Source organism: Prauserella sp. PE36, from assembly GCF_003311655.1.
GTDB classification, from domain to species: Bacteria; Actinomycetota; Actinomycetes; order Mycobacteriales; family Pseudonocardiaceae; genus Prauserella_A; species Prauserella_A endophytica.
Map to the genome: position 1 here is coordinate 1 of NZ_QEQT01000010.1, position 9,037 is coordinate 9,037.

General features: G+C 70.3%; 8 protein-coding genes. 6 read left to right on the plus strand and 2 right to left on the minus strand.

Features of this window, described 5'->3' with window-relative positions:
• Positions 1-168: 168 nt before the first annotated feature.
• Positions 169-1,518 carry an NADP-specific glutamate dehydrogenase gene (gene gdhA, locus DI005_RS00165; protein WP_112276940.1) on the plus strand — a complete coding sequence of 450 codons (1,350 nt, stop codon included), beginning with the start codon at positions 169-171 and terminating at the stop codon, positions 1,516-1,518.
• Positions 1,519-1,826: 308 nt separating this feature from the next.
• Here the strand turns inward: gdhA and DI005_RS00170 are convergent, their stop codons facing one another.
• Positions 1,827-3,428 carry an alkaline phosphatase gene (locus tag DI005_RS00170; protein WP_233519918.1) on the minus strand — a complete coding sequence of 534 codons (1,602 nt, stop codon included), beginning with the start codon at positions 3,426-3,428 and terminating at the stop codon, positions 1,827-1,829.
• A gap of 302 nt (positions 3,429-3,730) precedes the next feature.
• On the opposite strand from DI005_RS00170, the gene groES reads away from it, so the two are divergent.
• Together groES and groL are read left to right on the plus strand one after the other, a co-directional pair.
• Positions 3,731-4,024: a co-chaperone GroES gene (groES, locus tag DI005_RS00175; RefSeq protein ID WP_110335040.1), complete on the plus strand. Its 294-nt coding sequence runs from the start codon at positions 3,731-3,733 to the stop codon at positions 4,022-4,024.
• Between the two features lie 85 nt (positions 4,025-4,109).
• Complete coding sequence (groL, locus tag DI005_RS00180; protein WP_112276944.1) at positions 4,110-5,729, plus strand: chaperonin GroEL; 1,620 nt, start codon at positions 4,110-4,112, stop codon at positions 5,727-5,729.
• 78 nt (positions 5,730-5,807) lie between these two features.
• Here the strand turns inward: groL and DI005_RS00185 are convergent, their stop codons facing one another.
• Positions 5,808-6,110 (minus strand): WhiB family transcriptional regulator, encoded by a 303-nt coding sequence (locus DI005_RS00185; protein ID WP_110334884.1) that lies wholly within the window; start codon positions 6,108-6,110, stop codon positions 5,808-5,810.
• Positions 6,111-6,383: 273 nt separating this feature from the next.
• On the opposite strand from DI005_RS00185, the gene DI005_RS00190 reads away from it, so the two are divergent.
• The 3 genes from DI005_RS00190 to DI005_RS00200 all read left to right on the plus strand — a co-directional run bounded on the left by DI005_RS00190 (position 6,384) and on the right by DI005_RS00200 (position 8,963).
• Positions 6,384-7,370, plus strand: coding sequence for a MerR family transcriptional regulator (locus tag DI005_RS00190; RefSeq protein ID WP_233519920.1), 987 nt, complete (start codon positions 6,384-6,386; stop codon positions 7,368-7,370).
• 4 nt (positions 7,371-7,374) lie between these two features.
• Complete coding sequence (locus DI005_RS00195; protein ID WP_112276946.1) at positions 7,375-8,226, plus strand: hypothetical protein; 852 nt, start codon at positions 7,375-7,377, stop codon at positions 8,224-8,226.
• A 140-nt stretch (positions 8,227-8,366) separates the two neighbouring features.
• Complete coding sequence (locus tag DI005_RS00200; protein WP_003073605.1) at positions 8,367-8,963, plus strand: response regulator transcription factor; 597 nt, start codon at positions 8,367-8,369, stop codon at positions 8,961-8,963.
• Positions 8,964-9,037: the final 74 nt, after the last annotated feature.

Genomic DNA, 9,037 nt, shown 5'->3' on the forward strand with positions numbered 1-9,037 from the left:
GCCGTCTGGACGTCGCGCAGCAGGGCAGCGGCTGTTCAGCGCGCTCCCATCGCCGGCCCGGCATCCGCACGCGGTGGCAGTTGTCACACGGTCTTCGCGTCCTCCGATCCTGGTCCTTATGAGACCGTTTTGGGAGGTTGTCGCTGTTCGCGAGAAGAGGAGCACCGCGTGCCGGGTCTGGACGAGAAGCTGGGTGAGATCTACGCCGAGGTCGTGCGGCGCAACCCGGGCGAGGCCGAGTTCCACCAGGCCGTGCACGAAGTACTCGACTCCCTCGGACCGGTGGTCGCCAAGCATCCGGAGTACGCGGACAGCGCGGTGATCCGGCGGTTGTGTGAGCCGGAGCGGCAGGTCATCTTCCGTGTGCCGTGGGTCGACGACAACGGCGCCGTGCAGATCAACCGCGGGTTCCGGGTGGAGTTCAACTCCGCGCTCGGCCCGTACAAGGGTGGCCTGCGTTTCCACCCGAGTGTCTACCTGGGCATCGTGAAGTTCCTCGGTTTCGAGCAGATCTTCAAGAACGCGCTCACCGGGCTGCCGATCGGTGGCGGCAAGGGCGGTTCGGACTTCGATCCGAAGGGCCGCTCCGACGGTGAGATCATGCGGTTCTGTCAGGCACTCATGACCGAGCTGTACCGGCACATCGGCGAATACACCGACGTGCCTGCGGGCGACATCGGGGTCGGTGGCCGGGAGATCGGCTACCTGTTCGGCCAGTACAAACGGATCACCAACCGGTACGAGTCCGGCGTACTGACCGGCAAGGGCCTGGCCTGGGGCGGTTCACAGGTGCGTACCGAGGCCACCGGCTACGGCACCGTGTTCTTCGTCGATGAGATCCTCAAGGCCCGCGGCGACTCCTTCGAGGGCAAGCAGGTCGTCGTATCCGGATCGGGCAACGTGGCCATCTACGCCATCGAGAAGGTCCAGCAGCTCGGTGGCACCGTCGTCGCCTGCTCGGACTCCGGGGGGTACGTGGTCGACGAGAAGGGCATCGACCTCGACCTGCTCAAGGAGATCAAGCAGGTGCGCCGCGCACGGATCCACACCTACCCGGAGGAACGCGGCGGCGTCGCCCGGTACGTCGCCGGCCGCCCCGTCTGGGAGGTTCCCTGCGGCATCGCCCTCCCGTGCGCCACGCAGAACGAGCTGAACGGTGCCGACGCCGCCACGCTCGTCGCGAACGGATGCACCATCGTCGCCGAGGGCGCGAACATGCCCTGCACGCCCGAGGCCGTCCGGCTGTTCACCGAGGCGGGCGTGATCTTCGCCCCCGGCAAGGCCGCCAACGCCGGTGGCGTGGCGACCAGCGCACTGGAGATGCAGCAGAACGCCTCCCGCGACACCTGGACCTTCGACCACACCGAACAACGCCTGGCGGACATCATTCACGGCATCCACGACCGCTGCCTCGCCACCGCCGAGGAGTACGGCGCCCCTGGCAACTACGTCACCGGCGCCAACATCGCCGGCTTCACCCAGGTAGCGGACGCGATGCTCGCCCTCGGCATCATCTGAGGGCAGCTGAGGACATCCGAGGGCCAGGCGCATCCTCCCTCGACGCCGGGCGAGAGTCAGGCCGAGTCGGTGCCCGACCCGGCCCGACCATCGTCGATGCCCATCCGCAACCAACGTCCAGCTGATCCAGGCCGTATCTGACGATCCGCTGCCGTGCGGGCGGGGACAGCGTGGTGCCTCGCCAGGCGGAGGAAGGCCCTCGCAGGCGGACCGCCTTCCGCCGACGCCTGCCCCGGGCGCGGGTGTCCCGCACGAACCGAGCGCCGCGCTGGCCCCGCGCAGCCGGCAACGGGATTGTCAGACGCGGCCTAACGGGGCGTGACCTCGGTCAGTCCGGGGTTGCGGTCGGCGATCACGAACGACGCCCGCGTGCGCGCGGGATGCCCGGGCTCGGTGACCTTGTCGAGCACGCGGAAGTCGGCCCTGAACTCGTCGCGGGTGATCTTCGTGCGCACGTAGCCGCGCTGGTTGTTGCGGAACTTGATGTGCGGGTTGAGCTTGAGGTTGTTGTCGTCGTTCGGGTCCGAGTCGGCCCCGTTGCCGCCCGAGGTGATCGACGTGGTCACCAGTTCGGTGCCCACCACCTCGCTGTCCGGGTCGGCGTAGTTCGCCTTGAGCTCGTTCGCCCAGTGGGTGTGCACGTCGCCCGTGAGCACCACCGGGTTGCGCACCCCCGCGTCGAGCCAGCCCTCGGTGATCCGCTCCTGTGAACCCCGGTAGCCGTCCCACGAGTCCATGCTCGTCGCGCCGGACGCGTTGACGCGGCGGGCGAAGAACACCTGCTGGCCCAGCACGTCCCAGCGCGCCCGCGAGCGGCGGAACTGCTCGATCAGCCAGGCCTCCTGCTCGTCGCCCGTCAGCGTGCGGGCCGGGTCGGCGGCGTCCGCGCACACCTTCCAGCCGTCGTCGCACGCCTGGTCGTCGCGGTACTGGCGGGTGTCGAGCATGTGGAAGTTCGCGAGCGCGCCCCAGCGGACCGTCCGGTAGAGCCGCATGTGCGAGCCGCTGGGCTTGCTCCGCCTGCGCAGCGGCATGTTCTCGTAGAGGGCGCGGAACGCGTTGGCGCGGCGCTCGATGAAGTTCGGCTGGGGGATCTCCGGCTTCTCGTAGACGTCGCCTGCCCAGTTGTTGTCCACCTCGTGGTCGTCGGGCACCACGAGCCACGGCGCGACGGCGTGCGCGGCCTGGAGGTCGGCGTCGGTGCGGTACTGCGCGTGCCGCTGCCGGTAGTTGGCGAGCGTCTCGGTCTCCGGGCCGGAGTGGTCCCGCACGTTGCCGGTGGGGGAGACGTAGCTGTCGGCCTTGTACTCGTAGATGTAGTCGCCGAGGTGCAGCACGAGGTCCGGCTCGTCGGCGGCGAGGTGGTGATAGGCAGTGAAGTAGCCGTGCTCGTACTGCGAGCACGACGCGAAGCTCATCGCGAGCCCGGAGCCGACCACGCCGAACGCCGGGGCGGTGCGGGTGCGTCCGGCGGGGGAGAGGTGCCTGCCCGTGCGGAAGCGGTAGAAGTACTCCGTGCCGGGCGCGAGCCCCGCGACCTCCGCGTGTACGGCGTACCCCGCGTCGGCGTCGGTCCGCTCGCGTCCGCGCCGCACGATCCGGCTGAAGCGCTCGTCCCGCGCGATCTCCCACTCGACCTCGACGGTGCCGCGCATGCCGCCCAGGCCGTCCTCGGCCAGCGGGTTCGGGGCGAGCCGGGTCCACAGGACCACGCTGTACGGGTCGGGGTCGCCCGAGGCGACGCCGAGGGTGAACACCTCGCCGGCGCTCGGGTTGCCCGCTCCCTGCGCCGCCGACGCGGTCAGCGGCAGCGCCGTTCCGACCGCGGCGGCCGCGCCGAGCGCGGCACCCGAGGCGAGGACGGTTCGGCGGGACGGCGTGAGCGGGCTGTTCTCACCGGAAAAAGGCACGGGGCACTCCCAACGTGGTGGCCGGACGGTCAGAGCCAGCACAGCCTGCATTCCGGGTATGGCCGGATTTCACCGATCGGGTGATCAACCGGTGAATGTTCGGTGCGCGGCGGTGTGACCCGTTCTGGCCGACCGGGTGCGCCACCACCTGGGACCCTGGTTGCGCGGCTAGCACTCCGCTAGCTAGAGTGCTAATCGCACGGCACCAAACACGCCCCGGCACCCGCGACGGCGGGGGTGGTAGGAGCCGTACCCAACTAGGTACCTGCCAACGCTTTCGACGACCCGTGGAGGTCAACCCGGTGAGCGTGAACATCAAGCCGCTCGAGGACAAGATCGTTGTCCAGACGAGCGAGGCCGAGGAGACGACTGCCTCCGGTCTCGTCATCCCCGACACCGCTAAGGAAAAGCCCCAGGAGGGCAAGGTTCTGGCCGTGGGCCCGGGCCGCGTGGACGACAAGGGCAACCGCATCCCTGTGGATGTCAAGGAAGGCGACGTCGTCATCTACTCCAAGTACGGCGGCACCGAGGTCAAGTACAACGGCGAGGACTACTTGATCCTGTCCGCCCGCGATGTGCTGGCCGTCATCAACTGACGACCCGCGTATGCGATAACGCCCCGGGCCCCGCGCAAGCCGGGGGCCGGGGCGTTTCGCGTGCCTGGAGAGAGGTACATCATCAATGCCTAAGCAGATCAACTTCGACGAGGACGCTCGCCGCGCCCTCGAGCGCGGGGTGGACAAGCTCGCCAACGCGGTGAAGGTGACCCTCGGCCCGCGCGGCAGGCACGTCGTTCTCGACAAGAAGTTCGGCGGCCCCACGATCACGCTGGACGGCGTCACCGTCGCCCGCGAGATCGAGCTCGAGGACCCGTTCGAGAACCTCGGCGCACAGCTCGCCAAGAGCGTCGCCACCAAGACCAACGACGTCGCCGGTGACGGCACCACCACTGCCACCGTGCTGGCGCAGGCGCTGGTGAAGGTCGGCCTGCGCAACGTGGCCGCCGGCGCCAACCCGACCGCGCTCGGCAGGGGCATCGAGGCGGCCGCGGACAAGGTCATCGAGGCCCTCAAGGCCAAGGCGACCCCCGTGAAGGGCCGCGACAACATCGCCCAGGTCGGCACCGTCACCTCCCGGGACGCCAACATCGGCGCCCTGCTCGGTGAGGCCGTCGAGAAGGTCGGCGAGGACGGCGTGATCACCGTGGAGGAGTCCTCCACGCTGGCCACCGAGCTCCAGATCACCGAGGGCGTGCAGTTCGACAAGGGCTACCTCTCGGCGCACTTCGCGACCAACCCGGAGGAGCAGCGGGCGATCCTCGAGGACGCCTTCGTGCTGCTGCACCGGGAGAAGATCTCGGCGCTGGCCGACCTGCTCCCGCTGCTGGAGAAGGTCGCGGAGGCCAAGAAGCCGCTGCTGATCATCGCGGAGGACGTCGAGGGTGAGGCGCTGTCCACCCTCGTGGTGAACTCGCTGCGCAAGACGATCACCGCGGTGGCCGTGAAGGCTCCGTTCTTCGGCGACCGCCGCAAGGCGTTCCTCGACGACCTCGCCGTCGTCACGGGCGCCAAGGTGATCTCCGCCGAGGTGGGCCTGAAGCTGTCCGAGTCCGGTCTCGACGTGCTGGGCAAGGCACGGCGCATCGAGGTCACCAAGGACACCACCACGATCGTCGACGGTGCGGGCACCAAGGACGACGTCCAGGCGCGGATCGCGCAGATCCGCAAGGAGATCGAGACCACCGACTCCGACTGGGACCGCGAGAAGCTGCAGGAGCGGCTCGCGAAGCTCGGCGGCGGTGTCGCGGTGATCAAGGTCGGCGCGGCCACCGAGACCGAGCTGAACGAGCGCAAGCACCGCATCGAGGACGCCGTGGCGTCGACCAAGGCGGCCGTCGAGGAGGGCATCGTGCCCGGCGGTGGCACGGCGCTCGCCCACGTGGCCAAGGAGCTGACCTCCCTGGAGGCCGAGCTCTCCGGCGACGAGGCGATTGGCGTGAAGATCGTGCGGGAGGCGCTGACCGCCCCGCTGTACTGGATCGCCAGCAACGCGGGCCACGAGGGCGCTGTCACCGTGGTCAAGGTCCAGGATCTCGAGTGGGGCCACGGCCTCAACGCGGCCACCGGCGAGCTGACCGACCTGCTCGCGGGCGGCATCGTCGACCCGGTGAAGGTCACCCGCTCCGCGGTGGCCAACGCGGCGTCGATCGCACGCCTGGTGCTCACCACGGAGAGCTCCGTGGTGGACAAGCCGGAACCGGCCGACGACAACGCCGGCCACGGTCACGGCCACGCGCACTAGTCACGCGTAGAACAGAAACAGAACGGGGCGGCACTCCAATCGGAATGCCGCCCCGTTCGTTTTCTTCCCCTGCCTCGGTCAGTTGCCGGTGAGCGCCAGTGAGCGCTTCTGCGATTTGATGATGTTCTCGCGTTCCGATTCGGACAGTCCACCCCAGATGCCGTATGGCTCGTGCACCGCGAGCGCGTGCTCGCGGCACATCCGCAGCACCGGGCAGGAATGGCAAATGGCCTTCGCCCTTGCCTCCCGCCGAGCCCTCGCCGGGCCCCGTTCACCGTCCGGATGGAAGAAGGAACCGCTGTCCATCCCCCTGCATGACCCCTCGAGTTGCCAGTCCCAAACGTCGGCGTTCGGGCCAGGGAGCCTGCGCGTGTCTGCCATCGTGACCGCCTCCGGTATCCGGCCCCACGCGGCCGGATTCTGCAGTTGTACTTGTGCGACTACTCCATTTGGTGCAACCGGGCGTAACGTTAGAAGCGCGCCAATACTTGTTCAAGGGGTTGCGATCTTTTCAGCCGTTAGGTCTCCCCCGAGGGTGTGACAGGTAACACACCGAATAGAAGCCTCCTGTTGCTCTCACTCGGTGGTCCGTGGTTATTTGACCGGGTGGGGTCCGGGTCCGGCTCAGATCGCGCAGCCGGTGACACGCCGGCTGTGCGCGACCCGGTTCCCTCCCCTTCGGCGGAGCCGACGCTGCCAGTCGCCGCGGTCGCGCGCAGGCTCGGCGTCGCCCCGTCCACGCTGCGGACGTGGGACCGCCGGTACGGGCTCGGTCCCAGCAGGCACACCGGCGGCAGGCATCGCCGGTACGGCCCCTCCGATGTCGTCCGCCTCGAACTGATGCAGCGCGCGCTGCTGCGCGGCGCCTCCACCGCCGAGGCCGCCCGCTACGCGCTCGCGCACATGCCCAAGGCCTCGAACGAGCCCTCCCCGCCTGTCACGGAACTGCGCTTGGAGACCACCGACGGCGAGGTCGTGCTCGGCGCCGGCCGGGACTCGACGGACCCGGCGGGCCCGCCCCGCTTCGCGCGCCAGTTGAGCGCGGCGTCACTGGCGATGGACGTGCGGGCCGTGCAGCACCTGCTGGCCGAGGCCATCGGCACCCTCGGCGTGCTCGACGCGTGGGAGGGCGTGATCCGGCCGGTGGTCGCGGCTCTCGGGGCGGGCTGGCGCGACGGGCGCGGCGGCTCCGAGGTGGGCTACCTGCTCACCGAATGCGTGTTCGGCGCGCTGGTCAGGGCGACACCCGTGCTGGCCGAGCCCCGCAACCTGCGCCCCGTCCTGCTCGGCAGCGTTCCCGACGAGCGCGACACACTCCCCCTGTACGTGCTCGCCGCCGCGCTCGCGGAGCGCCGCATCGTCACTCAGCTGTTCGGGGTGCCGCTGCCCGCCGACGTGCTGGCCGTCGCGGTGCGCCGCAGCTCGCCTGCCGCGGTCGTGCTGTGGGCGCAGCGCGGGCCGTCGGCCAATCCGAGGCTGTTCACGCGCATCGCCCGGGGCAGGCAGAGAGGGCGGCTCTTCGCGTGCGGCCCGGCCTGGCACGCGGGCGACCTCCCGCCCAAGGTCGAGCTGCTCGGCGACATCCGCGACGCCGCCGAGCGGGTCGAGTACGTGCTGCTGGGCGACGCGCCGCGAGGATGAGCCGGTGCTGACGAGGGAAAGCGTCCTGCGCCGCGCGGCGTTCGGGGACGCGCCGGACATCCACGACGGCGAGCCTGCCGCCGCGGCGAGTCCGAGGGAACGCTGGCTCGCCGCGGTGGTGCTGGGAGCCAGGGGCGGCTACGCGGCCGCCATGACGCTGCTCGACCCCTTGAGAAGGGGCCGGGACCCGCTGCTCGCCGCGCTGGCCGGGGCCACACTGGCCTCCCACCGCCGTCAACTCGGTGGGCACGCCGCCGCGGTCCCGCTCGACGGCGCCGCGCTGCGGCACGCCGCGCTCGCCGCCGGGCCTGCCGACGAGGACGGGCTCGACCCGGCCGGTGCGCTGGCCGACGCGCTGCTCGGTCTCGCCGCCGACAACCTCGGCCGGGGCAGGCTGACCGCCGCGCGCAGGCTGATCGCGACGGCGACCGCGCACTCCGGCTCCTGGCGGACGCGGGTCCGTCTCGGCTGGGTGAGCGCCGAGGTCGCGCTCGCGGCGGGCGACGCGGCGGAGGCCGTTCCGCACGCGGAGCGGGCCGAGGCGCTGGCGAGGGAACGCGGCGCCGTGCGGCACGAGATCAAGTCGGCGCTCGTCCTCGGCGCCGCGCTCGCCGCCACCGGCGAGCCCGCCGCGCGGAGACGGGCGACCGAGCTGGTCGGCGGCGCGCTGGAGGCAACGGGCAAGTACCGGCTCGGCTCGCTGGCGTGGCCCGCGGGGTTGCTGGCTGCGGAACTCGACCCCGAGCGGGCTGACTGGAACAGATCAAGAGTTACTCGCGAGTTATACGCTCTGTTACCGGCCTCGGACCCGGAGGGCCGGCGCCTCGCGCTCTCCTCTCCGTGGGTCCCGATCTAGCCTGTTACCTGGGTCACAAGGCCTATACCGACATCTGGGCGAGGCATTTTTCAAAAAAAGCCACCAGATCGTGTCAAGGTGGGACCTAAAGCGTCCGATAGGGGAAGTGGAATGTCACCCGGCTGCAGGAAGGAAACCCCGTGACGACGGTCTTGATCTGCGACGACCGACGCAGTGTCCGCGAAGGCCTCACCCGCGTGATGTCTGCCGTCCCCGGCGTCAGTCGCATCGACTGTGTAGCGCACGGTGACGAGTTGCTCGCCCGCTACTCGCGGCAGCCGGTGGACGTCGTGCTCGTCGGCACGCAGCGCGCGGTGCCGACGGGAGTCGAGGCGACCCGCAGGCTGGTCTCCGCCAACCCGCAGGCCAACGTGATCGTGTTCGGCGCCCCGGACGACGCCGGCAGCATCGCCGCCGCGATCGCGGGCGGGGCGCGGGGCTACCTGCGCTGGGACGCCTCGCGTCCCGAGCTCGTCGCCGCGCTGGCCCACACCCTCGCGAGCACCTCGGTGCCCGCTCCGCGCCAGCCCTCCGACCCGGGTGTCCAGCTCACCGAGCGGGAGCTCCAGGTGCTGCGGGGCATGAGCCAGGGCAAGAGCAACGGGCAGATCGGCCGCGAGCTGTACCTGTCCGAGGACACCGTGAAGACCCACGCCCGCCGGCTTTTCCGCAAGCTCGGCGTGCGTGACCGCGCCCAGGCCGTCGCGCACGGCTTCCGGCGCGGCCTCGTGTCCTGAGTCTCTGCTCCAGCGGGTCCCTCAGCCGGTAGTTGAAAAAAGACAGTCGCGGCGCGCCACGTGGCATGTACCCA

Bases quoted from the DNA above. Each gene is read 5' to 3' on its own strand.
- groL (WP_112276944.1), top strand. From the start codon at position 4,110: ATGCCTAAGCAGATCAACTTCGACGAGGACGCTCGCCGCGCCCTCGAG.
- DI005_RS00185 (WP_110334884.1), bottom strand. From the start codon at position 6,110: ATGGCAGACACGCGCAGGCTCCCTGGCCCGAACGCCGACGTTTGGGAC.